This window comes from Paenibacillus riograndensis SBR5 (genome assembly GCF_000981585.1).
Taxonomy (GTDB): Bacteria; Bacillota; Bacilli; order Paenibacillales; family Paenibacillaceae; genus Paenibacillus_AQ; species Paenibacillus_AQ riograndensis.
Window position 1 is genome coordinate 7609698 of sequence record NZ_LN831776.1, and the last position, 25564, is coordinate 7635261.

At 53.1% G+C, this 25564-nt stretch carries 24 protein-coding genes and 1 riboswitch; of the genes, 8 read left to right on the top strand and 16 right to left on the bottom strand.

Annotation, left to right across the window (positions count from 1 at the left end; all coding sequences use genetic code 11):
- Window positions 1–456 precede the first annotated feature (456 nt).
- From PRIO_RS32115 to PRIO_RS32165, 11 genes are all read right to left on the bottom strand, one after another.
- On the bottom strand, window positions 457–1470 hold the full coding sequence (locus tag PRIO_RS32115) for a potassium channel family protein (protein WP_020427414.1): 1014 nt from the start codon (window positions 1468–1470) through the stop codon (window positions 457–459).
- Window positions 1471–1474: 4 nt separating this feature from the next.
- On the bottom strand, window positions 1475–1867 hold the full coding sequence (locus PRIO_RS32120; RefSeq protein ID WP_020427415.1) for a DUF350 domain-containing protein: 393 nt from the start codon (window positions 1865–1867) through the stop codon (window positions 1475–1477).
- On the bottom strand, window positions 1864–2463 hold the full coding sequence (locus tag PRIO_RS32125; protein WP_407944510.1) for a signal peptide protein: 600 nt from the start codon (window positions 2461–2463) through the stop codon (window positions 1864–1866). Before PRIO_RS32125 ends, PRIO_RS32120 begins: the two co-directional genes overlap by 4 nt.
- Window positions 2464–2512: 49 nt before the next feature.
- Window positions 2513–3730, bottom strand: coding sequence for a glutathionylspermidine synthase family protein (locus PRIO_RS32130; protein WP_020427417.1), 1218 nt, complete (start codon window positions 3728–3730; stop codon window positions 2513–2515).
- Window positions 3727–4455 carry a hypothetical protein gene (locus PRIO_RS32135; RefSeq protein ID WP_020427418.1) on the bottom strand — a complete coding sequence of 243 codons (729 nt, stop codon included), beginning with the start codon at window positions 4453–4455 and terminating at the stop codon, window positions 3727–3729. The genes PRIO_RS32130 and PRIO_RS32135 overlap by 4 nt, the downstream gene beginning before the upstream one ends.
- Window positions 4456–4478: 23 nt before the next feature.
- Window positions 4479–4685 (bottom strand): hypothetical protein, encoded by a 207-nt coding sequence (locus PRIO_RS32140; protein WP_039786996.1) that lies wholly within the window; start codon window positions 4683–4685, stop codon window positions 4479–4481.
- 38 nt (window positions 4686–4723) lie between these two features.
- A complete protein-coding gene (locus tag PRIO_RS32145) occupies window positions 4724–6073 on the bottom strand; it encodes an MFS transporter (RefSeq protein ID WP_020427420.1) in 1350 nt (449 codons plus the stop codon).
- 79 nt (window positions 6074–6152) lie between these two features.
- Complete coding sequence (locus PRIO_RS32150; RefSeq protein WP_020427421.1) at window positions 6153–7277, bottom strand: response regulator; 1125 nt, start codon at window positions 7275–7277, stop codon at window positions 6153–6155.
- A gap of 30 nt (window positions 7278–7307) precedes the next feature.
- A complete protein-coding gene (locus tag PRIO_RS32155; RefSeq protein ID WP_020427422.1) occupies window positions 7308–10388 on the bottom strand; it encodes an ATP-binding protein in 3081 nt (1026 codons plus the stop codon).
- Window positions 10389–10520: 132 nt separating this feature from the next.
- On the bottom strand, window positions 10521–11825 hold the full coding sequence (locus PRIO_RS32160; RefSeq protein ID WP_020427423.1) for a nucleobase:cation symporter-2 family protein: 1305 nt from the start codon (window positions 11823–11825) through the stop codon (window positions 10521–10523).
- Window positions 11819–12433, bottom strand: a complete 615-nt coding sequence (locus PRIO_RS32165) for a xanthine phosphoribosyltransferase (protein WP_020427424.1) — start codon at window positions 12431–12433, stop codon at window positions 11819–11821. Before PRIO_RS32165 ends, PRIO_RS32160 begins: the two co-directional genes overlap by 7 nt.
- Before the next feature lie 597 nt (window positions 12434–13030).
- A riboswitch (purine riboswitch) is annotated at window positions 13031–13134 on the bottom strand.
- Between the two features lie 224 nt (window positions 13135–13358).
- On the opposite strand from PRIO_RS32165, the gene PRIO_RS32170 reads away from it, so the two are divergent.
- The 3 genes from PRIO_RS32170 (at window position 13359) to PRIO_RS37570 (ending at window position 14441) form a co-directional block, all read left to right on the top strand.
- Window positions 13359–13913, top strand: coding sequence for a hypothetical protein (locus PRIO_RS32170; protein ID WP_020427425.1), 555 nt, complete (start codon window positions 13359–13361; stop codon window positions 13911–13913).
- Between the two features lie 124 nt (window positions 13914–14037).
- Window positions 14038–14250: a response regulator gene (locus PRIO_RS37270; RefSeq protein ID WP_331709857.1), complete on the top strand. Its 213-nt coding sequence runs from the start codon at window positions 14038–14040 to the stop codon at window positions 14248–14250.
- Window positions 14247–14441 carry an ATP-binding protein gene (locus tag PRIO_RS37570; protein WP_407944477.1) on the top strand — a complete coding sequence of 65 codons (195 nt, stop codon included), beginning with the start codon at window positions 14247–14249 and terminating at the stop codon, window positions 14439–14441. Before PRIO_RS37270 ends, PRIO_RS37570 begins: the two co-directional genes overlap by 4 nt.
- Before the next feature lie 114 nt (window positions 14442–14555).
- Here the strand turns inward: PRIO_RS37570 and PRIO_RS32180 are convergent, their stop codons facing one another.
- Both PRIO_RS32180 and PRIO_RS32185 read right to left on the bottom strand, forming a co-directional pair.
- On the bottom strand, window positions 14556–15239 hold the full coding sequence (locus PRIO_RS32180) for an S-layer homology domain-containing protein (protein ID WP_020427427.1): 684 nt from the start codon (window positions 15237–15239) through the stop codon (window positions 14556–14558).
- Between the two features lie 85 nt (window positions 15240–15324).
- On the bottom strand, window positions 15325–15687 hold the full coding sequence (locus PRIO_RS32185; protein WP_085981542.1) for a winged helix-turn-helix transcriptional regulator: 363 nt from the start codon (window positions 15685–15687) through the stop codon (window positions 15325–15327).
- 136 nt (window positions 15688–15823) lie between these two features.
- Here PRIO_RS32185 and PRIO_RS32190 point away from each other — a divergent pair, with 136 nt between their 5' ends.
- Together PRIO_RS32190 and PRIO_RS32195 are read left to right on the top strand one after the other, a co-directional pair.
- Complete coding sequence (locus PRIO_RS32190) at window positions 15824–17029, top strand: MFS transporter (RefSeq protein ID WP_020427429.1); 1206 nt, start codon at window positions 15824–15826, stop codon at window positions 17027–17029.
- A gap of 164 nt (window positions 17030–17193) precedes the next feature.
- Window positions 17194–18036, top strand: a complete 843-nt coding sequence (locus tag PRIO_RS32195) for an aldo/keto reductase (RefSeq protein ID WP_020427430.1) — start codon at window positions 17194–17196, stop codon at window positions 18034–18036.
- Between the two features lie 722 nt (window positions 18037–18758).
- Here the strand turns inward: PRIO_RS32195 and PRIO_RS32200 are convergent.
- Together PRIO_RS32200 and PRIO_RS32210 are read right to left on the bottom strand one after the other, a co-directional pair.
- A complete protein-coding gene (locus PRIO_RS32200; RefSeq protein ID WP_456238464.1) occupies window positions 18759–20060 on the bottom strand; it encodes an IS91 family transposase in 1302 nt (433 codons plus the stop codon).
- An 850-nt stretch (window positions 20061–20910) separates the two neighbouring features.
- The gene (locus PRIO_RS32210) at window positions 20911–21840 is read right to left on the bottom strand and encodes an AEC family transporter (RefSeq protein WP_020425833.1); all 930 of its coding nucleotides are present in this window, start codon (window positions 21838–21840) and stop codon (window positions 20911–20913) included.
- A gap of 176 nt (window positions 21841–22016) precedes the next feature.
- On the opposite strand from PRIO_RS32210, the gene PRIO_RS32215 reads away from it, so the two are divergent.
- Window positions 22017–22355 carry a winged helix-turn-helix transcriptional regulator gene (locus tag PRIO_RS32215; RefSeq protein WP_020425834.1) on the top strand — a complete coding sequence of 113 codons (339 nt, stop codon included), beginning with the start codon at window positions 22017–22019 and terminating at the stop codon, window positions 22353–22355.
- Between the two features lie 155 nt (window positions 22356–22510).
- Window positions 22511–23230, top strand: a complete 720-nt coding sequence (locus tag PRIO_RS32220) for an SDR family oxidoreductase (protein ID WP_020425835.1) — start codon at window positions 22511–22513, stop codon at window positions 23228–23230.
- A 193-nt stretch (window positions 23231–23423) separates the two neighbouring features.
- Here the strand turns inward: PRIO_RS32220 and greA are convergent, their stop codons facing one another.
- On the bottom strand, window positions 23424–23903 hold the full coding sequence (greA, locus tag PRIO_RS32225; protein ID WP_020425836.1) for a transcription elongation factor GreA: 480 nt from the start codon (window positions 23901–23903) through the stop codon (window positions 23424–23426).
- Between the two features lie 208 nt (window positions 23904–24111).
- On the opposite strand from greA, the gene PRIO_RS32230 reads away from it, so the two are divergent.
- Window positions 24112–25548 (top strand): FAD-dependent oxidoreductase, encoded by a 1437-nt coding sequence (locus PRIO_RS32230; protein ID WP_020425837.1) that lies wholly within the window; start codon window positions 24112–24114, stop codon window positions 25546–25548.
- Window positions 25549–25564 lie beyond the last annotated feature (16 nt).

Genomic DNA, 25564 nt, shown 5'->3' on the forward strand with positions numbered 1-25564 from the left:
GTTTAGATTTAGGCTCCCTGCTTGGATTGTAACAAACTCATGTGGAAGTATTGTAAAAAAGTGAACTTAAATTCTCCCTTCCTGCTCCCCCGCAAACGCTAGTTGGAAAAAGGTTAACTAATTCGCCCCAGCGCACCTATTCTCCGGTAATGAAGTGGAAAAAGGTACACTAATTCAGCTCATTTCGCCCCAGACGGAGAAAACCAGCACAATTAAGTTCCCTTTTTCCACTTAACTCTCACAATTGTTGATTTTTCACAAAAATAAGTTCCCTTTTTCCAACTATCAACAGAAAACGCTTGGAACTCCGGTCACTGCCCACCCTGCAATTTTCATGTTTGTATCACCGTTCCGATTGAAATCCGCATAGTTTCCCAGATAACAAGAAAGAGCTGCCCGGGCCAGCCCGACCCGTACAGCTCTCTGGTTAAAGTATTAAAATTTGAGGCCTGTCTGCTAACCCTTGATCTGCCGGTAAGTCTCCTCATCCGAGACGATATAGAGCCTGGCGTCCTGCGGGATCGGCTGATCCAGCTTGCGGTTGATGCCCAGATCTCCCCGGTCTGACAGCAGCGTCGCCCCCCGGCGCAGCAGGGCCTGAAAAGCATCGCCGTAGGTATGCCAGGCGGCATCCCGCGGAATTTCATAGATGTCATCCCCATGCTCCCGGCTGAGCAGCTGGGTGATGACCTCGGAGTTCCCTTCCTGCAGCGCGGAGCGGACAGCCAGTCTTGAAATGGCATCATGCGACAGCACGAATTCATTGACATGGACATGGCGGAAGTTTTGGATGTTCTTCTCCTGCATAATCTCAACAGTGGTATGTACCTGCGGGGCAATCCGCTCAATACTGGAGGCGATCAGCAGGGTTTTGCCGTCCGTCAGGGAAGCCTCGTCGATCCGCGTATCCCCGAATACAATGGCAGCCTTGGCTCCTTCAATACCAGCCTTCAGCAGGATGTCGTCGCTGGAAGGGTCACCGCTGATGAAGTGCACATGCTCCATCTGCTGCAGCGGATGCTGGCCGCTCTCGTCAATAATGACAATCCGGCAGTCCGGCGTATAGCAGAGAATCTCGTCAACAGCGGCTTGCGTTTTGCGGTTCCAATTGATCAGTACCACATGGTCTTTCCCGTGAAAGCTCAACGTCCCGGCTCCTCTCCTTCTTTGCAGTTCCCCCATGGCATCAATAATCTTCCCGATAACCAAACTGAGCAGCCCTATGCCAAAAATATACAGAAATATGGTAAACAGCTTACCCGCCACCGTGCCGGCAAAAAAGTCGCCGTAGCCCACGGTGGACATCGTTGTCATAACCCAATAAAAAGCATTAAACCAGTTACTAAAGGTTCCCGGCTCCAACAAAAAGGCAATAGTTGCGCTAATTACAATAAAAGCCAGGATAATCAGCCCAATGGACTTTTTCTTCAGACGCATCAGCTTGCCGGACAAACGCAGCAGAAAATGCATCAGCTTAAATGATCAGACTGCTGACGGCAAAGGCCGTGCCGACGAACACCAGGCAGAGCATCACGCCTACGGCGACATTCCCCTGCTTCAGATGATCCGAGATCTTGAAGCCCGGCGTGAACAGCTCGAAGATCCAGTAGGCGGCAATCAGGCAGACATAGCCTACCGCGAACCAGAGCATCATGAACCAGATCGAGGTATTTGTATATGCCGCCACACCAAGGATAATCGCCGTAGCCAGAAATTTGCCCCCAAGAGCCAGGGCTACAGCCACATTGCCTTTCTTCAACTCGTCCATATCCTTGAACGGAGTCATCAGGGTGAATACAACCATCCCGAGCACCTGCAGCAGAATAATCGTCAACACACTCACTACCAGATTAATAACAATCGTCAATTTGCCCACCCCCGGAATTTTGCGTAGGCCGAATCATAATCGGCGAAATCATGCACTTCCTCCAGCACCACGGAGGCTTTCTTTTGTTTCTCCAGCGCTTTATACCGCTTATCGTCGATCGGCTGCTTGATCCGGTTGCCGGAAGGCAGCTCAACCACGGCAAAATTTCTGGTTTTGTTTTTGTACTCTGTCTTGTAGACGCCGACAAGATCCACATCCGTCGTAATGGACACCTTCAGACGGGTCAAATCCTCGGCAGCCGTCTTCTGGTCGGCATACGATTTGATCGTGGTCCAGGAGGACAGGCGGATATCGTTCTTCTGATCCGCATCCGTTACCAGTTCGGCATCCATAAACTGCAGGGTCCATATCTTATCGCCGGTGGCATAATTGCCGTCGTTCGGAAGCATCTCATTATCCGGAAGTACCGTCATATCACTGCCGATAAGGTCGCCCACCGTGCCTTCCACCACCCGGTAGTCCCACGGCACGCGCGATACGCTGTCGGTCGACTCCGTATCCGTATGAAATACACTGCCCGTGTTGCCGGAACATGCGCCAAGCAGCAGCACTGCCATCAACAGCATGCCAAGCATTGCTCCAGCACGAACTTTGCTGTACCTCCCGCTCCAGCGGTTTCTATCCTTATTCATCTTCAAGCTCCCTCACTCCTAGCGCGATAAAATGGCTGGCGTTGCCTGTAATCGGTCCGCCTGCGCGGCCCAAAAGCCCGCAAGGCACGCCGTTGATCACGAACATGCCGGTCAGCAGGTGAAGCTCCCCTTCCGGGGTCTGGATACGGGCCAGCTCCGCCCGCTTCTGATATACCGTCGGGAACAGCACGCTGCTGTCGAAGCCGTCCTCATCGGCAAGCTCCAGCGCCCCGCTGTCATCGAAAATCCGCACCGAGCCGCCTTCACGGCCGAAGACGGATTTGGATACAAAGCTGCCGGAGAATACCGGCTTGTTGTAGGTCGGAAGAATGTAACTGGCTATCGCCTGGCGTTCGTCCTCGCTGAAGAGCAGCCCCAGCTCATACATCCCCCATACGGCGGCGATCAGCCCCTTGGACTGCAGCAGGATGCTGTGCGGACCGTTGAACAGCTGAAGCTGTCCGCTCTCAATGGCATAGGCAAGCGCCTCTCCGCCATCGTCCACCGCCATCCATTCCTTCGGATAGAGGGCGAACATCCGCTTGATGATCCGGTTCTCCGCATCCCTGACCGTCCCTTCGTCGATCCACAGATCCAGACAGTCGACGCAGCGGATGTCCAGACCGCTGTGCGCCACCAGCGCCTCAATCGTTCCGGAATCCTCCTGATGGGTTCCGTAAGCGACACAAGCCGCCGTATCCGGCTGTTCGATGCTCCAGGCAGCGGCCAACCGTTCCTTCATGCCGTTGTTCCGGCTTGAAATACCGGCTTGCCCGCAAATCCACGGCGTAGCAACCGATGCTTCCACATAGCCGGTTGGTGTATCCGCATTCAGCTCCAGCAGCTTGATCGTGCCGTCGCCGGCTATGGCGAAATCGAATCTGGCGTACCGGCTGATCAGCCCCGGCTCCGGCAGCGGAGTGTCATCCAGCATCTGCCACAGCACCGGAGGAATGCCAAGCAAATCATACAAATCATGCCGCCTGTGCACATAGCGGACAGCCTTGTCGAGGATGCTCCAGAGCTTAACGGAAGCCTCCTCCAGCTCTTTGTAGGTCTCACCGCGCATCACGGCAACCGCGTCGAGCCAGTACTCCTCATCTTCCAGGTCAGCCCAGGTAAATCCGAGCTTATGCAGCTGTTCTACACGGGGTGCCCGTTCCAGCCCCGACTGGTCAAGGTATTCAAAGACGCTGTCTGCAGGGCTCATCCGCCAAAACCGCTTTTGCCGGAGCTGCTCTTGCCGGCACTTGATCTTGAGGTAGAGCCTGATTTGCTGCTGGAACTGCCGCTCTTGGACGAGCCCAGACCGCTGGATTTGCCGCCGACTCCGCCTGCCTTGCTCGAAGTATTCCTTCTGGTGATCGAGCCGGTGGACGAGGTGGAGGTACGGGGCTTAACCACTGAACCGGCTACAGGCTTGTTCTGAAAGCTGCCGCTGTTATAGCTTGGAGCCTTGTACTTAGTCCGTGTTCCGCCATAATAAGTTGGACGGTCGTTGTACCAGCCTCTTGATGAATAAAATGAGCCGCTGTTGAACAGCATGTGGTACAGCAGCAGATCATCCCAGCCGAAGCCGGAATTATAGCCGCCGTAATTGTTAATAACCGTTGTTCCGCCTGAGGTGACTACTCCTTGTCCTTCCTGCAGCACCTCTCCGGCATTTTCTTCCGGGTAAGGGATGTTCCAGTCTACATTTTTGTCAAAATAGGCTTTGACTTCCTCCGTGGACCAGGATACCAGCTTCGGTTCCTCAGAGCTGCCGCTTGCCGCGCCGGTTCCCCCCGGAATAAATAAGGCATTGGCCAGCAGGGCAATGCCCAGCGACGTAGACAATACCCGGAGCGGTTTGCCGTCCGGGGTGAATAGTCTGGATGCCGCCGATTCCTTCACTGGTGCTTTGGCTGGTTCCTTTGCTTGTTCATCTTGCGCCAATTTGAGATCCTCCTCTTCTGACATTATTCTTCTGTCCGCATGGGAACGAGCAGGAGCTCAAGCTTTCCCGCATCCACATTCAGCCGTCCTTCCACAGCTTCATACTCCCGGCTGCCGACCACAATATAATTGACATGCTCCAGAGCCGCAACCATGTTCATGCTCCAGGTGCGCTCCTCAATCACACGCAATTCGCCTTCCGGCATCTTTTCAAACAGGATGACATTCATGCCATTATCCACTTTTTCCTCATCCTTCCTGATCACTATTATGCTTCTGATACGCTCTTAGCGCCATTTCGTTTCATTTCCATCCCCCGGGAACGCCGATATAAAAGCACCAGGCTCAGAGAGCACAGACTCACCGCAAGCAGAATTCCATAGACATTTCGGTAAGCGCCCGAAGGTGCAAGAGTCCGCTGGGCATGCAGCAGCAATCCGCAGACGGCAACGGAGACCGACCCGCCAAAGAACTGGATCAGCTGCAGCAGCCCCATCCCCGACCCGATCCAGGTGCGCGGCAATATGCCGGAGGCCTCATTATTCAGAGAAGCCATGGTTGCCGAAAAAGCCGGCGAGAAGCACAGATACCCGAACAGGAGCACGAGCGGGGATACCTGCAGCCCCAGTGCAAAGACGGCCAAGACAGTGGCCAGTATCCCGTGGCCAATCAGCAGGAAGCGCAAATTGCCGTACCGGTCGATCCAGCGGCCGACAAAACGGGTCAGAAATGCCGATAAAATGGCACCGGGCGCAATATACAGGCCGATCATCAGCGCAGATTGATGGAATAGATTGGACAGCGCAAGCGGCATCAGGAATAAATTCCCGAGATTCAGCACCAAAATACTGAAGCCGATGGCTGTCAGCTTCAGATACCCGGGCATTTGGAGCAGCTTGGGATTAATAAAGGAATCCCGGGCTCTGCGGAGATGGATGGCATGAACCGCAAAGGACGCGACACTCACCGCAAGCCATATGTAGGATTGACTGGTTACAGCCACGAGCAGGCTCCCGGCATTGATAACCGTCAGTGCTGCTCCGTACAGATCAAAGACCGCCGCCTGGGGCTGTTCTTTGGGCAGCAAATACAGCAGCACAGGCAGAACCAGCAACACCAGACATGTAACGCCAAACAACCCGTTCCAGCCAAAATATTGGCTGATAAGGCCGCCTACGATCGGTCCCAGGCCGAAAGCCATAGCGCTTCCGACAGAGATCATGGCGATGGTGGCACCGCGTCTGGCCACGGGCACATACCGGCTGGCGAGCACCAGCCCCAGGCCCGCCATGACTCCGGCGCCTGCGGATTGCAGAATCCGCGTGATAAGCAGAACATTGAAGCTGTGCGCAAATAGTCCGATTACCGAAGCGAGGCCCAGCGTAGTCAGGCCAACCGTCAGCAGCCTGCGGAGGGGCACGAGATCCGACAGCCTGCTGTAGATCACTGTAGACAGCGCATAGCCGATGGAATAGCTGGAGATCACCCACGATCCCAGATCGGCGGAAATATGCAAATCCTGAATAATTGTGGGCAGCGAGACATTGAACATAGTGGTGTTCATCACAACGATAAAGAGGCAGAAGGTCCATAGCGGCATTACGACTTTGTCATTCACTCTTACTCCATCCCTATCTATATTATCTGGTACAGCCCCACTAAATTCTATGCTCTTGCCATATTATCGGCAATATATTTTACAATACTCTCTGAACCCAGCTGTCCATGAGGCTGCCGGGATGGATGCCCAGTTCATTATGCAGAAGCGCTTTGAATTTCTCGTAGTGTTTCCTGAATCCGACAAAATCACCCAGATCGGCATAGCTCCGGAGCGCCAGCCGGCAAATCTCCTCCGAATACGGGTCGACCTCCTGCAGGGACAGCAGCCGGGTCAAAGCCTCACGCGGCCGTGCCGAACCCAGTTCATATTCGGCAGACCGGAGAGCCATCTGCACATAGGCGGTCTGCAGCTCCTTGCGCTTCGGCTCGGCCCAGTCATAGTGATGCTCGTCCAGATAATCTCCCCGGTACAAGGACAGCACTTTATCCCGGCTGGCCCACTCCTGATCCGTCTCCACAGGAGTTCCGCACCAGCCCCGTACGAAGTCCTCCACATCAAAGGACACGTCCTCATAGGTTAGACGGTAACGCTCCTGAGAGAACTCGACAAGCACGTTCATCCCCCAGGTCTTCAGCAGTTTGCGGATGTGGTAGACCGTTGTGTGCAGATTGGTAACCGCTTTCTCCGGCTTGAAGTCCGGCCAGACCAGATCCACAATGGTATCCTTGAGTATCCATTGCCCGCGGTTATGGAGCAACAGGGCAAATACCTCCTGCGCTTTGCTGGTCCGCCACTGCAGCTTCCTTCCAGGTTCGCTGGTGTCCAGAAATTCCAGCCGCCTGAAGCCGAGAATGGAGAGGGCCCGTGCTTCTGCAGCGGACTCCGCCTCCCGCGCTGACTGCTTCTCACGGCTCTGCAGCCGCTCCAGCGTTTTGCCTAGCCGCTGCGAGGTTACCGGCTTCAGCAGGTAATCAATCGCGTTCAGCTCAAAAGCCTCAATGGCATACTCGCTGTAGGCTGTAATGTAGACGATACGGATGCTGCGGTCCAGGACCGCGATATGTTCCGCTGCCTCAAGCCCGTTCATCTCCGGCATGCCGATATCGAGAAAGACAATATCAGCCCGCTCCTGCTGCAGGTGCTGGAGGCCCAGCCGTGCCGAGGTATACTTTCCGCTGATCTCCAGCCGTCCATCCTTGGCCAGCAGGCGTTCAAGGTGCTGAAGCGCAGGTTTCTCATCGTCGATCAATATTGCCTTCATGGGCCAGATCACCTCTTGTTTCCTAGTTCTTCAGGGTGTTCCCGTTCTCGGTATGGTATAAGAAATCGTCGTCCCCTGGTCCGGCATGCTTATGACAGACAGGCCTGCTCCGTACATTTTGAGCAGCCGGCGCTGAATGTTGCGGAGGCCGATGCCTCCTTCGGTCCGCTCATCCGACAGAATATCAGCGATCCGCTCCTGCGTCATGCCAATGCCATCATCCGTTACGGCAACAACCAGATGACCGGGAAGCTGTCTGATGGACAAGGTTACGGTACCGCCGGATTCCTTCTGCATCAGCCCGTGGTTCACGGCATTCTCAACAATCGGTTGAATGGAGAGCGGCGGCACCAGCGCCATCGTATCCTGCGGCAGATCAAAAACAATGTTGAGACGGTCATCAAAGCGTGCTTTTTCCAGGGCAAGATACGATCTTACCAGCTCCAGCTCTTTCTCGATTGGCACAGTCTGTCCGCGGTTCTGGAAGTCGAAGCTGCTGCGCAGATACTGGCTTAGATCCAAAAGCAGCTCCGTAGCCATATCAGGATCATCGGGGCAGACCGAGATAATGGCATTCAGCGCATTGTACAGAAAATGCGGTTTGATCTGGGCCTGCAAAAAGGCGATTTCCGTCTGTACCGAGGTGCGGATGGATTTGCGCATATCCAGCAGCGTACGCACACGCGCCTTGAATTCACGGAGATCTACCGGTGTACTCAGGTAATCATTGGCACCCGCCTCAAAGGCAGCCTGGATATCCTCCGGCCGGTTGCTGGCTGTAAGCACCAGAATAGGCAGCTCTGAAAGGACAAACCGTTCGCGGATCGCTTTGCATAAAACAAAGCCGGACATACCGGGCATGACCCAATCGGTAATAATCAGATCCAGTTCAGGAAAGTCCCGCATTTGCAAAAGCGCCTCGGGACCGCTCTCCGCTGTGATGACCGTATGATTCTCCAGACGCAGCGCATTGGCCAGCACCTGGCGGTTGACGGGATCATTATCCACGATCAGAATGAAGCAGCATTCTTCTCCGCCAAGGAGATGGGGCGGCAGCCCGCCTTCCATTTCCATAGCGGCTGCAGTCTCCCATCCCGTAGGCTCCAGAACCTCCTGATCCGTAAAGGCTGTTTTCTCCTTTAATATCGGCAGTGTAAAGGTAAATTCCGAGCCTTCCCCCGGGGTAGATTGCACTTCAATCCTTCCGCCGTTCAGCTCCACCAGCTTCTGGGTAATGCTGAGGCCCAAACCGAGCTCATGATAGATTTTTTTGGCATCCGCAGCATCCGGATCATAGGCGTCAAAAATCGTTCCCAGACGCTCAGGCGCAATCCCCTGTCCGGTATCCGCCACGATGACGGCCACATACTCTTCTATAACCTTGGCAGAGAGCGTTATCACACCTTTATGGGTATGATTCACGGCATTTGCCAGCAAATTGAACAGAATCTGGGACAGGCGTTCCTCGTCCGTCTCCAGCAGCGGCAGCGGCTCCGGCAGCTCCAGCCTGAACTCCAGGCCCCTCCTTGCGGATATGTGGCTGGTAACCTCCATGACAGAGGAAGCAACCATACGCAAGTCCACTGCCTGCCGCTTCAGAAACAAATCCCCGTGGTTCAGCTTGGCGAAATCCGCCATGTCGTTGATTAACGAGCCCAGGCGTTTGCCCGTCGAGACAATCATGGACAGCTGTCCCTTTTGCTGCGGACTTAATGATCCTGAAGCGCCTTCAGCCAATGTCTGGGCCATATTCACAATGCCCTGCAGCGGCTTGCGCAGTTCATATGAGGTATCCGCCATGAAATCGTCCTTCAGGCCATCCAGGGTTACCAAACGGCGGGACAGCTGCTCTACCTCAAGAAACGAGGACTTGTATTTGCGGGTCATCACTATGGCTTGAACGAACCCGAACAGGACAATCTCGTAAGAAACCACATTATAGCTGAGGTGCACACGGGATATGCTGATCAGATAATACAGAATCACTACACTCAGGCTCTCAATGCTGACCATCATGAGAAACATATTTTTGGGTTGCTGCTTGGTGCCCTTGACCATGACATAGAGCACAAAGCTGAGGCTGACAGAACCCCAGGTGAGCAGCAGAGTCTCCAGGAAGCTGAAATAATAGGCAGGTACGCATACCGCGATAACCAGCAGCAGGGAAGTAATGAACTTGGAAGCCTTCATCACAGCCTGGGGCATCGGATAATTAATGGAGTTGGCCACGTACCGGAGCAGATAATAGTAGACCAGCGTGGAAGAGATTAGCTGCAGCTTTAGTACGATTTCATAAGGCAGGCCGGGCAGGCCGCTGGCAATCAGCTTTTCTCCGTGGGTCAGAATATACACGAACGCCGACATGCAGAACAGGCCCAGATGCAGCGTGATCCCCCGGCCTTCCCTGACTCTGGAGAACATCAGAAGAAATATGGATAGAATGAAAAAGCCGCACATCGCCGCGCCATCCGCAATCAGCGCAAATTCCCGGTGCTTCAGAATGGCGGTCTGGTCTCCAATGATGACCGGCTGGACAATCCCGCCCGAAGAGTAGCTGTAATTGGACACTTGCACAATGATCTCCAGCCTGTCCCCGGCGACAGACGCAAAGCCCATATAAGGAATGTTATTCTGCTTGCCGGCTGAGACAGAACTGGACGGAATACCGCTATTCCCAATCTCCTGACCGTTCATAAACACTTTGCTTGCCGTACGGATATTGCTCGTCCTCAGGCCGTAAACGGCGGTTTCTCCTGGCGTGATCAAGGCCTGCATCCGGTATGTGGCGTAGCCTTTAGCCGTCCTTTTGCCGCTCGCGGAAATATAACCATTCCATTTATCCGGGACATTGATCATTGTGGAGGCAGCAGGCGGCGGCCCATCCCCCGGCTGGAAATCTTCGGGGTCAAGCAGCATATTGCGGTAGAACTCCCACTCCCCGTCAAGCCTGACCAGACCATCCGATCCGAAGTCCCAATCGCGCAAATCCATAAGTCCATGCCGCAAAACCGGCTTATTCTGTGCATCCGTTATCAGTTGAACGGTTGAGAACAGCGGAAGAATGAGAACCAGCAGCAGACTGCCTGCAATACTCAGCCAATATTTCTTCATCCTCTCTCCCCTCCCATCCGCGATTAGCAAATTATACCGTGGAACACTTTAATAGATAAAGCAAAAAAGCCGATTCCAATTATATTTCGGAATCGGCCGATGGACTTTTTAGCGTTCAGGACTTGCAATATTTTACTTCACATGGACCTCGGGTACAGTGGCAGCCGGGGCTGCGTTCTCCTGAGTTCTGGAGAGGAAGATATTCAGGATAATGGCCGTCAGCGAGCCGGAGACAATTCCGTTCTGAAGCAGCATTCTGGCGAATTCAGGCAGCTGGTCGAACATGGAGGGCAGCACTGCTGACCCCAGCCCCACAGCGATACTGCAAGCCGCAATCAGCAGGTTGCCGTCCTTGCGCAGATCGACCTCAGAGAGGATCGACATCCCGGACGCCGCCACCGAACCGAACATAACAATCATCGCGCCGCCAAGTACGGCATTCGGCACCACGGTCGTCAACGCCGCCAGCTTGGGCAGCAGGCCGAGCACAACCATAATTCCGCCTGCTGCAAAAATAACATTGCGCGTCTTGACGCGGGTCAGCGACAGCAGGCCGACATTCTGGGAAAACGCCGTATACGGGAAGGCGTTGAACAGACCGCCCAGCATGATCGCAAGCCCTTCGGAGCGCAGGCCGTTCACGACTTGCTTCTGCTCAACCTGCTGGTCCGTAGCCTTGCCTACGGCAAAATACACACCCGTTGATTCCACCATAGAGACGATGTTGACGATAATCATCGTGAAGATGGCGGTAATGCTGAATTCAGGCCACCCGAAATAGAATGGCTGGGCAATGCTGACCCACGAGGCGCTGCCCACGGTAGAGAAATGAACGATACCCATCGCATAACCGATCACGGTTCCGGCCACGAGCCCGACCAGGACCGATACCGAGCGCATGAAGCCTGTCGTGAACCGGTTCACGGCCAGAATCACAAGCAGCGTGATGAGGCCCAGCAGCAGATTCCGGGGCGCTCCGAAATCGGCGCTGCCCTGGCCTCCCGCCACATTATTCATGGCTACCGGAATCAATGACAAGCCGATGATCGTGACTACAGAGCCGGTAACTACTGTAGGGAAGAACTTCAGCAGCTTTCCGTAGACCGGGGCTGCCAGAACGACGAACAAGCCGGAGATAATAATCGCGCCGTAGGCCGTCGCCAGATTAGAGCCTGAAGCGATGGCGATGATCGGGCTGACCGCAGTAAATGTGCAGCCCAGCACCACCGGAAGCCCGCTGCCGAAATGCTTGCTGCTGATAATCTGCAGCAGGGTAGCCAGGCCGCAGGTGAACAGATCCGCCGCGATCAGGTAGGCCATTTGTGTTCCGCTTAGATTCAGCGCCCCACCGACAACAAGCGGCACAATGACCGCCCCGGCATACATCGCCAGCACATGCTGCAGCCCGAGGGCCAATATTTTCTGTTTGCTTAACATTCTACACTCTCCTTGATCATTTCTGCTGTATTCGGATTTCCGATGAAATGGATTTCCCCCGGCGACATCGACGAGATTCTGGCCAGTGCATGGACAGCAATACCCCTGTCTTCAAGCAGGCTCCGGCCTTCCTGAAAGCTTTTCTCGATTACACAGCCCACGCCCAGCAGCTCTGCTCCCGATTCGTTCACAATATCCGCCAGTCCCACCAGCGCTGCCCCCGTAGCCAGAAAGTCATCGACAATCAGCACTTTATCCCCCGGACCCAGGTACTTCCGCGAGATGCTGATCCGGTAATCCTCCTGACGGGTGAAGGAATGCACCGGTGCCGAATAGACGCCTTCGGACTGGGTAACAGCTTTCTTTTTCTTGGCATAAATGAACGGCACTCCCAGCGCAATTCCGGCTGCCATGGCGAACTGGATGCCGCTGGCCTCAACGGTCAGCACCTTGGTGACTGGCAGATGCCCGAAGATGCGCCCGAACTCCTCCCCAATTTGCAGCGCAAGCTGCGTATCCACCTGATGATTCAAAAAAGAGTCCACCTTAAGCACCGTATCCGACAGAATGAGACCCTCTTCCCTTATGCGTTCCTCTAGAATTTTCATGCTGCAAATGCCCTCCCTTTTCAAGAACTGAACGGCTACGCCATCCTTGACTGAATAAATTTTTAGTTTAGCTATGCCTGGATAGCCCTTTATCAATCCTTCGCCGACTCTAAGTGGAAAAAGGTTAACTAATTTGCCCCGGCGCCCTGTTCTCCGCAGGTTAAGTGGAAAAAGGTTAACTAATTTAGCTCATTTCGCTCCTGAAGAAAGAATTTGACCCCATTAAGTTCCCTTTTTCCACTTAAATCTCTCAATTGTTGATTTTTAGGAGGAATAAGTTCCCTTTTTCCACTTAGCATTGCTCACCTGCGTCTTACATGTGCTAGTTGGAAAACGGCTATCGAATCTGGCTAATTTTCATCCTTTTGGGTGAATACGCTGAATTCGCGTCTACTTATCCCCAACTTTACAAATATCTTATCAACAAGAAAGGGAAATCATCATTTTTCTAAACGACAAAAAAGACAGTTCCCCTTGAGCGCTTCTCTCAAGTGAATCTGTCCTTCTGGGTTTTTGTCCCTTAACGGTGTAACACATACCTGTGCCCGCATCGCTTGGACCAGTCTCTCTTATGCCATGGCATAAAAAACGGAACCCTAGATGCGCTATTTCACTCATAGTCGGATAATTGCAATGGTTATCCGGTAGAAACTTATGGGCCTTATTCCCAAGATTATATGAGTTATATGATAGTCTTTTATTAAAAACCTTCGTATATCTTACACGCTCGCCACGATCCATACAAGCAAAATTTTAAATATTTTCAGGAGTTTTCCCTTCCTTTCATAGGAGTTTCATTTTTGTTCAAAAATCAGGGCCGCTGGGCTTCTGCTGGTTTATCTTCCGGTAGCGCCCGGATTGCTCACCCTTCCCGGCTGGACGCATTAATGGTAAGGGACCTATATTTATGGGAGGAATGAGGCGGATGGCTAGACCCACACAGAAACGGCAGGACCGGATCATCGTCATTATCCAAAAAGGATCACGGAAGATCATTACCCGCACCCCGCTGGCGGGAGTAGACCGGCTGGTATTCGTCATCAACAACCAGTATACCAATGCGGCGAATACCACACAGATTGCCAGCGGAGCCGGAAGAAGCAGCGCCAGCGGGAGCAACGCAGCCATTGCATCACCCTTTACCCGCCAGCAGCAGAGTGTCGGGGCTGGAGGGGATGCAACAAACCTGGGAAGCAGAGGACAGCGCGGCAGCAAACCGCATTTCCCGCTCCCCAGCTTGCACGGCAAAGAGGTAGTCGTTGTCATTAATAACCAGACCGTCAAGCTTCCCAAGGGCAGCAAGACCTCCTCAGCGACTCAAGTCGGCAGCGGGGGAGGAACGTACAGCGCAGGGGGAACCAACGCAGCCATCGACAGCCCTGCAACAAGACAGCAGCAGGCAGTCGGCGGCGGAACAGGCGGTCATGCCCTGAACAAGGCTTCCTCCAAGCGGCGGCGGAGCAGCCGCCGCCTCCGTTAACCGCTTCCTGGACACAAGCTCACGAATTTTCATAGACTGCATCGAAAAGTTGCTGAAAACCAGCAGCCTTTCGGTGTTTTTTCAGTGTTATGCTTTCATCGCCCCTCTATAAGCTCTGAAATACCTGTTGGAGAATGAGTACGCGCTAATTATTATGGATGTGCTTATGCCCGAAATGGACGGCTTTGAAACGGCCAAACGAATCAAAATGCGCCGGAAGTCACGGGATATCCCGATTATTTTCTTAACGGCACTCACCAAACGGCCATCGACCGCATGCTCACGCTGGAATTCACTGTCGAGGATACGGGCATTGGTATTCCGCAAGATAAAATGAGTTACTTATTTCAGCCCTTCACCCAGATCAGCAGCACCATCAACCGCAAATTCGGCGGTACCGGACTTGGCCTGTCGATCTGCAAAATGCTGGTGGAGCTGATGGGAGGCGAAATCTACGCCAAACCTGATGCCGGGCAAGGCGCCGTATTTGTTTTTACGATTCAGGTTAGCGAAGGACAGCCGGACTGAAACGGTACCGGAAGAGAATATCTGTAATCGGCAGCAAAAACCGCAAGCTCCCTTGGATGGGGCTTGCGGTTTTTGCTGTGCTGGCATATGCCGGCCTGAGATGCTGAAGCAGGCTTACTCTTGCAGGCCACCGGCAGGAGCCGGATGTGCGGCGATGTACTCCAGCGCGTTATAGATCATTTCCGCCGCTTCGGCGCGGGTAATACCGGCAGCCGGATGGAATTTGCCGTCACTGTCCAGACTGGCGATATGGAGCACCAGCGCCCGCTGGATGGAGCCGTCGTAGCCGTTGGTGAAGTCCGCGCTGTCTGCAATGTCCACCGGCATGATTTTGATCAACGGAAGATTGCTGTGCTTTTCGATGGTCAGCATGAGCTGATGGGTGAACTCCTCACGGGTCCAATTCTTCGCAGGATTGAGATCCGGGGATAAACCAATGTCGTTGTTAGCTGCTATAATTAGAGCATTTGCATACCAGGCATCGTTAATGGCATTGGCAAAATAGTCGGTAGCCTGCGGTGCCTTGACGAAGCGGAGCAGATCAATATTCAGATCAAAGGCATTAACGAACATCTGAATAGCTTGGGCTGCTGTAACCGCCGCATTCGGCATGAATTGCGTATCGCTAACTCCGTGAATAACGCCGCGCTGCTGCAGTTGGGCGATTTTATCCTTGGCCGGTGTGCCGGAGAGATCCTGAAACATTGCGGCTGCGGCCAAGCTCTGTCCGGCAAAAGCCAAAGTCAGCAGTACTGCTGCGGCAGTTGATGTCATTTTCTTCAATGTATTCGTCTTCATGGGGGTCACCTCTCAGCAGGATTTAGAAGTAAAGGATTAGCCTCTTCTTCCTTCCAGACGGATAAATTGCTAAAAGGTTGCAGCCCTAACGGTTCAGCACATTATCCTCCAGAACAGCGAATTTATCCCCATACTGCTTGATGATATGCTGCTCTCCCCAGGCACATAAGGAATCGAGAATCGACTGCAGCGTCCGCCCGTAATCGCTAAGCTCATATTCCACCTTCGGCGGCACCTGATTGTAGCTGATCCGGTTCACAATCCCGTCCTGCTCCAGCTCTCTCAGCTGCTGGGTCAGCATTTTCTGCGTAATGTTCGGCATATGGCGCTTCAAATCGCTGGTCCGCATTTTACCATGCGTCAGATGGCAGAGGATCACACACTTCCACTTCCCTCCGATGACTTCAAGTGTAGCTTCAACCGATATATTATATTTTTTAGCCATGATCAGCCCTCCTGTTGTTTGGTTATAGTTACTTTTTAGAACCTATAGCACAAAAAAGTGCGTACTATCCTTCGCCGCTGCAATAATTCATAATAGCACTTACCGGCCGGTGATTACCATAGTGTAGGAGTGAGGAAACATGTCTTTGGACCGTAAAAAAAGTACACTGGCGCTGCTGGCTCTAGCCATTAGTGCCTTTGCGATTGGAACAACCGAGTTTATCAGTGTCGGGCTGCTGCCGCTGATCTCTGATGACCTGCATATATCCGTGACGACAGCCGGATTAACCGTAACGCTGTATGCGCTTGGCGTCACCTTCGGCGCACCGGTGCTGACCTCGCTGACCACGGCCATCTCGCGCAAAACTCTGCTGCTGGCCTTAATGCTGCTCTTCATCGCCGGCAACAGCCTGGCGGCCGCTGCGGGCGGGATTTCCATGCTGCTTGCAGCCCGCATCCTTTCCGCGCTCTCTCATGGCCTGTTCATGTCCATCGCTTCCACCATCGCCGCCGATCTGGTGACCGAGGACCGGCGGGCAAGCGCCATCTCCATGATGTTCACCGGGCTTACGGTAGCCACGGTGACCGGGGTGCCGCTGGGCACCTTTCTCGGGCAGCAGCTCGGCTGGCGGGCCGCTTTTATCGCCATTGCCGCTGTCGGTCTTATCGCGCTGATCGCCAACCTGCTGCTCGTTCCTGCCGCCCTGCGCAAAGGTACACGGACCCCGCTGCGCGAGCAGGTCAAGCTGGTGACGAACGGACGCCTGCTGCTCGCTTTTGCGATAACCGCTTTGGGCTACGGGGGGACCTTTGTCGTGTTCACGTACCTCTCCCCACTGCTTCATGAGATCAGCGGTTTTCAGGAACAGACGGTAGCTGTGATTCTCCTGGTCTACGGCATAGCCATTGCCATCGGCAATGTCATCGGAGGGAAAGCAGCCAACCGCAAGCCGCTGAACGCTTTGTTCTATATGTTTGCCTTCCAGGCAGCGGTCCTGCTGGTGCTTACCTTTACCGCCCCCTTTAAGGCCGCTGCCCTGATTACCATTTTCTTCATGGGCCTGCTCGCCTTCATGAATGTACCCGGTCTGCAGGTTTACGTAGTGATGCTGGCCGACCGGTTCGCACCCAGTGCAAGAGATGTCGCTTCGGCGGTGAATATAGCTGCCTTTAATGCAGGCATCGCTATCGGCGCCTATCTTGGAGGACTGGTGACCGACCATCTGGGACTGGTCCATACTCCATGGATCGGCTCTATCATGGTATTGGGGGCAGTGGTTCTTACCGCCTGGAGCCGGGCGCTCGAAAATAGGGACGGGCGCAAGCTCCAGAGCCAGGCCGCCTGATCCTTAACAAGGTAGCCGATAAGGACTTTCTGTTGCGGATAAGAGTTCTCAGTTACGGATAAGGACTCTCTGTTGCGGATAAGGATTCTCTCTGAGGGATCTATTTCTGCTCATCTCAGCTTCATGCATTCTCATACTATACCCATTCAGGAGGTTTTTTCATTATGGCATTACACTTACAGGATACGACCCGCTTGAACAGCGGTGTGAATATGCCCTGGTTCGGGCTGGGGGTTTTTCAAGTGGAAGAAGGCGCAGAATTGATACAAGCGGTAAAATCCGCTATTGCCTACGGCTACCGCAGCGTAGATACCGCTGCCATCTATCAGAATGAGCGCGGTGTGGGCCAGGCTGTAGCGGAAGCTCTGGCCGAGAACCAGCTGGCCCGCGAAGATCTGTTCATCACCTCCAAGGTGTGGAACGCCGATCTCGGATATGAGGCGACCCTTGCCGCCTATGATGCCAGTCTGGAGAAGCTGGGGCTGGACTATCTGGATTTATACCTGATTCATTGGCCGGTACAGGGCAAATACAAGGACGCCTGGAGAGCGCTCGAAACCTTGTATACGTCCGGACGGGTCAAAGCCATAGGAGTCAGCAACTTCCAGATTCATCATCTGGAGGATGTGATCCGGGATGCGAAGATCACACCGATGGTCAATCAGGTGGAGCTGCATCCTTACTTGTCCCAGCGCGAACTGCGCCGCTTCTGCAAAGAGCAGGGCATCCAGATTGAGGCCTGGTCGCCCCTCATGCAGGGACAGCTGCTTGACCAGCCTGTGCTTAAGGAGATTGCCGCCGCACACGGCAAATCGGTAGCTCAAGTAATCCTGCGCTGGGATCTGCAGCACGGAATAGTTACCATACCCAAATCAACCAAGGAACACCGGATCATCGAGAACGCCTCCGTGTTCGATTTCGAGCTGAGCACCGGGGATATGGAGCGGATTGACGGGCTCAACCAGGACAAGCGGACCGGTCCCGATCCGGACCATTTTGATTTCTGAGCCCGCTCTGACACAGCGCTTGAAGCCTTATATCTGAGCAAACCCGTCATCGGCGCTTCAACAACAGCATTTCTGCCGTTGTTTCCGGGCAAACCTGCCTCCGGCGCTTCAACAACGGTATTTCTGCCGTTGTTTCCGGGCAACCCTGCCTCCAGCGCTTCATCAACAGCATTTATGCCGTTGTTTCCGGCAAACCTGCCTCCGGCGCTTCAACAACGGTATTTCTGCCGTTGTTTCCGGGCAAACCTGCCCTCCGGCGCTTCATCAACGGTATTTCTGCCGTTGCGTGACTCCGGGGAATATTGGGACTTTCGGCCGCTGTCCATCTGCAGATTTCTTGGATTTGTACCGCTGTCCGTGGTGGAAATCCACAGACAAAGGCGGACGCTAACGCTCCTATAGTTCCAAACTTCCCTCATCACTTTATCCTTTTTTCTAATTTTAAGTTCAACCTCTATAGAATAAATAGAACAAAATCACCCTGGCGGGTGAATAACCTTCTAGCCAACGGTCATTTGTCCGCTGGCTCTTCTTTTCTCACCAAGGTTCCATTACAAACCGGACAGAAGAACTCCGGGGATGCTCCAGCTTCAAGTTCATACGAACACTCTGCCACTATAAATTCAGGGACAGGATCTACCATCCCACATTCTACGCAGACATAATCAATCCATACCTCAGGTTCTTCCTCCCATGGCTCCCACAAATCCCATTCGCTCGGGTTATCCTGTTCGTTCTTTTGTCCTCGTACTTTTCCCACCTTTTCTCATCCCCCATTTCTTTTGGTTTGCGTATTCTCGCTCCTCGTCATAATAATAAATTCGCCCATATTCTGCATGCCAAATCACCACAAGCAACATCCGGTGCTTGCAGCATGGACAGCGCATCGGGTCTCGCCCGTAGCTTTCCAACATCCGCTGGCGGTAACTTTTTTTCTTTCGTTCTTCCGCAGGAAACGTCATTTCGATTTGTTTATGTACCATGAACCGCCACAGATTAATCACCTTCTGCGACTCTTTGTTTTTTCCTCTGCTATATAGACCATAGCGGCCCACCATCCGGAAATGCTTCGGGGGGATGTGCTGGACCAAATCATAGATAAATTTCATTACTGGCGACACGACGTCCACCCGTTTCCCTGTTCGGTGATCCTTGTACCAGTAGTGTACCTTGTGGTAGTCATAGCTGACTACACGGTACTCTGCAATCGCCGGGCGCGCTAAGTAACGCCCTATATATTTCGCGGCTCCCCGGGCATCTTTCATCCGCTGCTCCGCATTTACGTAGAACCCCTGCGGATAACGCTGGTATAGCTCATTCACCAGTCCCTTTATCCATTCTTCCTTCGGATACCATTTCATCATTAAATCCAGAAGTAGCTTCTGCCACGCTTTCCGCAAGTACTCATAGGAGATATACTCTACCTTTTTCCACTCCTTGTTCTGCTCTAGCGCACCTTCTGTGATTAATGTATGGATATGTGGGTTGAATTTTAAATCTCTTCCAAACGTATGAATCACTGTAATGACACCGACTTCATATTTCTTGCTCTTGTTTTTCCGCCGGTAATAATATTGAATGACCTTGGCCACTTGCTTACTCAGTTCATTTAACTTGTGTCGGTCTTGAAAAAATACCTTGCGCAATTCTTGCGGCACCGTAAATACCATGTGACGATGAGGTACATTTAGGATTCGCTCTTGCTGCTTTTCCGCCCATTCATCCGTATATTTCTTCCCACATCCATGACAAAAGCGGCTTTTACAGGTAAAGCAAATAAACACGGGCTCCGGTGCTCCCTTCGTGCATCCCTTGCACTCATATCTGGCATAGCCCATATCCCGTGTGCCACAGCGTATCGCTTTATTCACGGTTTCCGTGATGCTGCTATGAAGTCCTTTGGGCAAGTGATGTCCGTGCATTTCCATGAATCCATGAAAGTGATCTTTTAGAATCTGCCGGATGATTCCTCGTTTCTTCCACGTCTCCTGGTTCTTCACGTTCATCCCTCCTACCTTTTTCATCGGAGTTATCCACATTTTTTTGCATTGCATAATTTCCTAAACAAGAACAAAAACGGCTATGCCGTCCTCCACGGGACAGCGCAGCCGTCTTGGTTCTAGCGTTACCTGGAGAACGACTCCCCATGAATCCTACGGCAACTCTTTAAGTGGAAAAAGGTACACTAATTTGCCGAAGTACCCTACCCTCGGGCAGATGAAGTGGAAAAAGGGACACTAATTCAGCCCATTTCGCCATTGTTCAGGAAAAGTGGCCCATTTAGGTTTACTTTTTCCACTTAAATCGCAGAATTTCTTGATTTTCGGAAAAATAAGTTCCCTTTTTCCAACTAGCACCTGCGAAAAAGCCGGCAAAGACGGATCGCCCTATTCCTTCGCGATCTATCCGCAGCCGTTGCGGACAGGTAAGCCGTTATTGAAGGAAGATTCGTCTATTCCGCAGGACAATGGACTCAGATGCATTTATTTGTCCCTTTCCCCTTTATTCCAGGCTCCATCGAACGATATAACGGCTTCTGAGTCCGTAACTGCTGAAAAAGTAAGGCTTTTGGCAAAATAAGGGCTCCTCAGTCCGCTTCCGTACACGGATGAAATCCAATCCTCCTGTGGAGCCCAATCCTCCTGCACCGCTTATATCCTCTGAGGCTTCCAAGATATCCACATTTTTTTGCATTGCATAATTTCCTAACAAGAACAAACCGGCTGCACCATCCCTCCCTGGATGGTGCAGCCGGTTTAGTTATAAGGGTTAGCTTGCCTGAGGACCCTGTAGTCCGCTCTGCCACATGAAATGCCCTTTCCCGGTCCCTCCAGTACAGAAAAATCCACAGGTTCAGCACATACCGCTATAAGGTCACACGCTGCCTACAATAGAGATCAAGATCGGCAGCACCAGGAAGGACGCGAGTGTTGTCCACAGAATGCACCGTGACACAAGTGCGGGGGAGCTGCCGAAGCGCTCAGCCAGCACCACGGAATTGACCGCAACCGGCATGGAAGCCAGGATAAGCAGGACAGCGAACAGCGTACCCGAAATGTTCAGCAGGACCAGCAGCAGCGCAGCGCTTAAGGGTGCCAGCAGCAGGCGGACAGACATGCCCGTCCAGAAGGCCAGCTGCACATTGCGTGCAACCTGTGCGGTCTGGACCCTGACCATCTGCACCCCCAGTATGGCCAACACCACCGGGGAATACGCTCCGGCCACCATTGACACTCCCGAGGCAATCTCCTGCGGCATATGCAGGCCGAGCGCCCGCAGAAGCAGCGCAAGAATCGCTGCGTAGATCGCGGGCAATGAGAATACCGAGCGGACGGCGCTGCCGGCAGAGAACTGGGATCTTGCCGCGAAATACACCCCGATGGTGTTGACAATGACCATCTGGGCGATGACATAGACCGAGGCCTTATCCAGCCCCAGCTGCCCGAAAGCCAGCAGCACCAGCGGCAGACCGTAATTGACACTGTTCGTGAAAGTGGAGATCAGGGTCAGGCCTGCTGCCTCAGCCGGGGCCAGCTTCAGCACTCTGCCCAGCAGCTTAGCCAGCGCCCACAGCACCAGCAGGTTCATCAGGGAGAAGGCTAATGTTTTGTACACGTCACCGAAGGAAATCTCCGCCGTCGCGAGCGTATCCAGAATAATCGCCGGACTCAGGAAATATAGGTACAGCGTTAACAGCGGTTTGGTGTCCAGGTTTTTGTACCGTCCCAGCAGCGCCCCTGATATGACCGGAATGGACAACGGCACAATCACCTCGACCAGTGTGGACAATACCTTGTCAATCAATAGCGAGGACTCCTCTATTCTAATATTACTTTTACTATAATCCCCACGGCCGGGCCCGTCTAAGATACGGAAGCAATATGCTTAATAGCAAATGCCTATGAACGATATTACTTCCCAAAAGATAGTATTGTGGTATGATTAGCACAAATCGTGATGATCACAGGAGGTTGACTGAAATGGATAACACGGAGCCAGTCATTCTGACCAAAGGAACCCCCGGCGAGGCCTGCCCCATTGCCAAAACGCTGGATGTCATCGGAACCAAATGGACGTTCCTGATTATCCGCGATCTGCTGATCGAAGGCACCATGCGCTTCAGTGATCTGCTGCGCTCTCTGGAGGGCATCAGTCCGAAGACACTCGCCTTGCGGCTGCGTGAGCTTGAGAGCCACGGGATTCTTATGCGCACTGTATATCCCGAGGTGCCGCCGCGCGTGGAGTACACGCTGACGAAGAAGGGGGAACAGCTGGAGGGCATTTTTATTGAACTCAAGAGATACGGGCTTGCGCTCTGAGTAGAAACAGCATAAAAGGTTCATACCCGACAGCTCAACCCCCACACAAAACTTCCTCCCGGGTAACTGTATGTGCAGAATGTAACTACTTCCCCAAAGGAAGTATTAGGATTATACTCTCCTCACAAGGCAGTTCATTTTGAGGAGGAATCGACATGTTAACAGGACAGAAAATAGTAATTATCGGCGGCAGCTCGGGCATCGGTCTGGCAACCGCGAAACTCGCCGCTGCGGAAGGGGCCGAAGTGGTCCTCGCCAGCCGTTCAGCACAGAAGCTGGAGCAGGCCGCAGCGGCATTGGGGCCTGCTGCAAGCGTGGCAACCTATACGCTGGATATTACGTCCGAGGCTCAAGTGCAGTCTTTATTCGCAGAGCTGGGAGCCTTCGACCATCTGGTGATCACCGCAGCCGAGACCAGCGGTGGCCCCTTTCTCACCACAGCCACCCGTGCTGCGCGGCAACTGATGGACAATAAGTTCTGGGGCCAGTATTATGCGGCTAAATACGCCGCGCCGCACCTGAACCCCCACGGCTCCATCACCCTGTTCTCGGGGGTTGTAGCCTTCAAGGCCATGACGGGATCGTCTGTACTGGGCGCAGTGAATGCAGCCGTAGCCAATCTGGGCCAGACCCTGGCTCTGGAACTGGCCCCGCTGCGGGTGAACACCGTATCGCCGGGTATCATCGACACCCCCTCCCGTGCGGGAATGGCCGAAGAGGCCCGCAGTGCTTTTTACAGCAGCGTAGCGGCTAAGCTGCCCGTAAAGCGGGTAGGCACAGCTTCGGACGTGGCCGAAGGCGTGCTCTATCTGATCCGTAACGGCTTCGTAACAGGCACTGTGCTTCATGTAGAGGGCGGGCACACTCTGATTTGACCGGTCTGCTTGCGGAGAGGAGCTTAACCTGGGCAATTCCCCCCAGATCCCCCCCTCCCACCAAGTGGAACTTTTGCATGGAAGCTGCTTCAAGCATTTTTGCGGGGACTACAATATTTCCTTTCTAACACGTCAAAAACCCTGCCCCCTTAACGATACAGGAGGCAGGGTTTGGTTTTGCAGGGGCCGCTTCTTACAGCAACTTGATCTCCAGCAGCTCATATTGGATAATCCCCATGGGTGCATTTACGCTGATGATGTCCCCGACTTTTTTGCCGAGCAGCTCTTTGCCCAGCGGACTTTCATACGAAATCTTGTTGTCCAGCACATCAGCCTCAGCCGGTCCGACGACTCTATATTCAATCTTCTCAGAGTACTCCACATCATTCAGGGTGACAAGGGAGCCAACACTGACTTTGCTCAGATCCATACTGCTCTCATCCACAATCTGTGCTTTGGTCAGCATTTTCTCCAGAATCATGATGCGCGTCTCCATAAACGACTGATCTTCCTTCGCCGAATGGTATTCGCTGTTCTCCTTAAGGTCCCCGTAGCTGATCGCCAGCTTAAGCCGGGCCGCAAGCTCCTTGCGCTTCACGGTCTTCAGATCCCTCAGCTCTTCCTCTAACTTGGCCAGACCCTCTTTTGTCAGAAACACTTCTTCATTCGACATGTATGCAACTCCTACTTTCGCTCGCTTTATTATATATTCTACCCCATAATCGGCTAACATGCGAAGAGAAAGCGCCGCCGCCGCAAATTGCCACAAATCCAGCACAGGTAAAACCACCCAAAATCGTTTAGAATATTAACAGGTGCTTTTTAATGCTTAAGTACAAGTATGGTACCCAATCCACAACAGTCAGGAGTACAAGAAGTCCATGTTCATGCAATCCCGTAAATTCCACCGTATTAAAAGCTGTCTGGCCGCACTGGTTCTCCTGTCGGCAGCAGTCCTGCCTGCCACCGCTGCGGCGAAGCCTGCAGCCACATCCACTGCGCCTGCGGGCTATGATGTCGTTATCATCGGAAGCGAAATTCAAGGTGCACTGCTCGCCAAGGAAGCCGTCAAGGCCGGACTGAAAGTGCTGATGCTTGATCCCCGCAGCAAACCGGGCGGCGAACTGATTCAAGGGCAGATGTTCTTTCTCGATGATGTGAATGACAACCAGAAGAGAAGCCTCGTACAGGGCGAGATCAAAAACCTCCTCAATGGCTACAAAGCCGGAACCATCCGCAATGCTGCCGATTTCCAAAAGTATTATAACAAGGTAATGCAAGGCATTCCGCTGAAGAGCGGGATTGTTCTGGACCGGGTGGACACCAAGGAGACAAGCAGCGGGAAGATGCTGAGTGCTCTCACCTATCACGGCAAAGACGGCGTCAAGGCTACGATCCAGTCCCGGTATTGGGTGGAGAACACCGATTACAATGCCCTGAGCGGGAAATTGAAGGAAGCCCGGATTCCCGGAATGGAAACGATCTATAACAGTACAGTGCCCGATTATATGGCGGCAACCTATATGCTTAATTTCAAGAATGTGGACTGGAACCTGCTGCATCAGCGCATTCTGGAGGATTATCCCCTCACCAATGTCCGCAAGAAATATGGCCCCAACACCTATGTGGACTGGCACTTTGCAACAGGGTTCAGCAACATTACCAATAGATACGCCACCAAGGATAGGCAGCTCCGGCTGCGCGGATTAAACGCTTCCTACCAAAAAAATGGCCAGGTGATCATCAACGGCCTGCTGATTTATGATGTCAATCCTGCAGACCCTAAGTCTGTGGAATCTGCGGTACGAAAAGGGAAGGCGGAGGCCCCTTACATTCTGAGCTTTTTGCGCAAGAATATCCCCGGGTTCGCCAAAGCCGAACTGAACGGATTCCCCGAGTACCTCTATATCCGTGACTATAACCGCTATGAGACCAAATACGTTCTGGAGTACACGGACTTAATGTCCAGCCGGATGTTCTGGGACAACGTGAGCATTGGCGGGTATTCCATTGATCTGCAGGGAACCCGGGCGATTCCCACCGGAATCGGCTTCGGCAAGCCGGACCGTTACGGGCTGCCGCTGCGTTCCTTTGAGCTGAAATCCTATGACAATGTGCTCGTAACCGGAAAAAATGTGGGCGCCAGCATCAAAGCCTATGGCAGTGCAAGAATCATGCCTACCACCGCCTTAGCAGCTCAGACGATCGGCATCATTCTGGGGCGGGAGCGGAGCAAACGGCTGGACGATTTGAATGTGGAAGATTTCAAGAGAATCCGTGCCTATCTGAAAAAGGATTATCAGATCAGCCTGCAGTAGGCTAATCACCGTCTAT

What these genes read in the sequence shown, in the direction of transcription:
- PRIO_RS32220 (WP_020425835.1), top strand. Translation starts at nt 22,511, where the DNA reads ATGTTAACAGGACAGAAAATAGTAATTATCGGCGGCAGCTCGGGCATC.
- PRIO_RS37570 (WP_407944477.1), top strand. Translation starts at nt 14,247, where the DNA reads ATGAGTTACTTATTTCAGCCCTTCACCCAGATCAGCAGCACCATCAAC.
- PRIO_RS32150 (WP_020427421.1), bottom strand. Translation starts at nt 7,277, where the DNA reads ATGAAGGCAATATTGATCGACGATGAGAAACCTGCGCTTCAGCACCTT.
- PRIO_RS32160 (WP_020427423.1), bottom strand. Translation starts at nt 11,825, where the DNA reads ATGTTAAGCAAACAGAAAATATTGGCCCTCGGGCTGCAGCATGTGCTG.
- PRIO_RS32215 (WP_020425834.1), top strand. Translation starts at nt 22,017, where the DNA reads ATGGATAACACGGAGCCAGTCATTCTGACCAAAGGAACCCCCGGCGAG.
- PRIO_RS32200 (WP_456238464.1), bottom strand. Translation starts at nt 20,060, where the DNA reads ATGAAAAAGGTAGGAGGGATGAACGTGAAGAACCAGGAGACGTGGAAG.
- PRIO_RS32170 (WP_020427425.1), top strand. Translation starts at nt 13,359, where the DNA reads ATGGCTAGACCCACACAGAAACGGCAGGACCGGATCATCGTCATTATC.
- PRIO_RS32130 (WP_020427417.1), bottom strand. Translation starts at nt 3,730, where the DNA reads ATGAGCCCTGCAGACAGCGTCTTTGAATACCTTGACCAGTCGGGGCTG.
- PRIO_RS32230 (WP_020425837.1), top strand. Translation starts at nt 24,112, where the DNA reads ATGTTCATGCAATCCCGTAAATTCCACCGTATTAAAAGCTGTCTGGCC.
- PRIO_RS32115 (WP_020427414.1), bottom strand. Translation starts at nt 1,470, where the DNA reads ATGCATTTTCTGCTGCGTTTGTCCGGCAAGCTGATGCGTCTGAAGAAA.
- PRIO_RS32195 (WP_020427430.1), top strand. Translation starts at nt 17,194, where the DNA reads ATGGCATTACACTTACAGGATACGACCCGCTTGAACAGCGGTGTGAAT.
- PRIO_RS32190 (WP_020427429.1), top strand. Translation starts at nt 15,824, where the DNA reads ATGTCTTTGGACCGTAAAAAAAGTACACTGGCGCTGCTGGCTCTAGCC.
- PRIO_RS32155 (WP_020427422.1), bottom strand. Translation starts at nt 10,388, where the DNA reads ATGAAGAAATATTGGCTGAGTATTGCAGGCAGTCTGCTGCTGGTTCTC.
- PRIO_RS32125 (WP_407944510.1), bottom strand. Translation starts at nt 2,463, where the DNA reads ATGCTTGGCATGCTGTTGATGGCAGTGCTGCTGCTTGGCGCATGTTCC.
- PRIO_RS32140 (WP_039786996.1), bottom strand. Translation starts at nt 4,685, where the DNA reads ATGAATGTCATCCTGTTTGAAAAGATGCCGGAAGGCGAATTGCGTGTG.
- PRIO_RS32165 (WP_020427424.1), bottom strand. Translation starts at nt 12,433, where the DNA reads ATGAAAATTCTAGAGGAACGCATAAGGGAAGAGGGTCTCATTCTGTCG.
- greA (WP_020425836.1), bottom strand. Translation starts at nt 23,903, where the DNA reads ATGTCGAATGAAGAAGTGTTTCTGACAAAAGAGGGTCTGGCCAAGTTA.
- PRIO_RS32180 (WP_020427427.1), bottom strand. Translation starts at nt 15,239, where the DNA reads ATGAAGACGAATACATTGAAGAAAATGACATCAACTGCCGCAGCAGTA.